At 43.6% G+C, this 1,497-nt stretch carries 2 protein-coding genes; one reads left to right on the top strand and one right to left on the bottom strand.

Annotated features, from left to right (window positions below; genetic code table 11):
* The coding region (locus KDK18_RS12450) for a WD40 repeat domain-containing protein (protein WP_257255248.1) at positions 1 to 734 on the bottom strand (734 nt) is incomplete at its 3' end.
* A 282-nt stretch (positions 735 to 1,016) separates the two neighbouring features.
* On the opposite strand from KDK18_RS12450, the gene KDK18_RS12445 reads away from it, so the two are divergent.
* The coding region (locus tag KDK18_RS12445) for a WD40 repeat domain-containing protein (protein ID WP_257255247.1) at positions 1,017 to 1,497 on the top strand (481 nt) is incomplete at its 3' end.

Below are 1,497 nucleotides of genomic sequence, written 5' to 3'. Positions count from 1 at the left end.
CCATCGTCCTCCAGACCATAGATTTTCGCTGTACCATCAAGACTGGCGGTTATCAGATAGCGGCCATCGGGACTAAAAACGGCTAATCTGACCCAATTATAATGGATAATGATGGCTTTTTGTTTCCACGAGCCATCGTCCTCCAGACCATAGATTTTCGCTGTATTATCGCGACTGGCGGTTACCAGATGTTGGCCATCGGGGCTGAAATTGGCTTCATAGACTCTATCACCATGGGTAATTTCGAGTTTTTCTACTAACTCAAATTCTTTACACAGAGACATCAACTTACTGTTGGTGAAAAGTAACTGAACAGGGAAATGAATATTCTTTTGTTGTTTTATGAGTGACTCGATAGTGCCCGCATCAGCAAACGGCTTCAACCAAGCACGGAGTTGGTGCTCGTTTTTAGTCTTAATGGTGTTCTTTAGTTGATATTGGTGTGGTGAAGGAAACGGAGGAAACCGGCGACTCCATGCTCTTTCCAAAGCTTTTTCTGCTTTAACAAAATCGCGAAGATATTTGCATACCTTGGCTAAACAAATAATCTCCCGAAAACCCAAATAGCGGATGATCCTGAGTTTTGGTACGTCGGTCAAACAGAGGAATAAAGATTCATTGTTGTTATGTAAAGTAACGTCCCTGCCTGCACTGACACCCGTTGGTGCTTGCTCCAGTTGAGGTTGCGCAGGTCTTGTCGAGACGGGTTCGTCAATGCTCGAACCGCTTTTCATAGAGTCCATACTCGATTCCTTTATAGCTCCAAATTCAGTATTCACCCTCACTTAGAAAGGACATTAAAAATTAATTAGATCTGTTGGAGTCGGTTTTATAACAGAAGTTCAAAAAATATTGAGGTCAGTGAAACTAAGCAACCGCAGAGCCCTGATCCATTCGCTCATTCAACCATCAATTCTTCACCACACCAATATCAACTGAAGACCACCATTAATACAAAAGATGAGCACCAACTCCGTGCTTGGTTGAAGCCGTTTGCAAATAAGGAGACTATTGAGTTGCTCATAAAACAACAAGAGAATATTCATTTTCCTGCGCAGTTACTTTTCACCAACAGTAAACTGATGACTCTATGTAAAAAATTCGAGTTAGTGGAAAAACTCGAAATTACCCATGGTGATAGAGTCTACGAAGCCAATTTCAGCCCCGATGGCCAACATCTGGTAACCGCCAGTCGCGATAAAACAGCGAAAATCTATGGTCTGGAGGATGATGGCTCGTGGAAACGAAAAGCCATCATTACCCATGATGAATGGGTCAGAACAGCCATTTTTAGCCCCGATGGCCGCTATCTGATAACCGCCGGTCACGATGCTACAGCGAAAATATATGGTCTGGAGGACGATGGCTCATGGGAAGAAAAAACCATCATTACCCATAATAATTACGTCGTTTCAGCCACTTTCATTGGTGATGGTCGCCGCGTGGTGACTGTCGGTTTTGGTGATTCGGTGAAAATCACTGGTCGGGGGAACAATG

It is taken from the genome of Endozoicomonas sp. SESOKO3, from assembly GCF_024606255.1.
The sequence above is the reverse complement of the archived record's forward strand: the minus strand, read 5'-3'. Positions and strand labels throughout refer to the sequence as shown.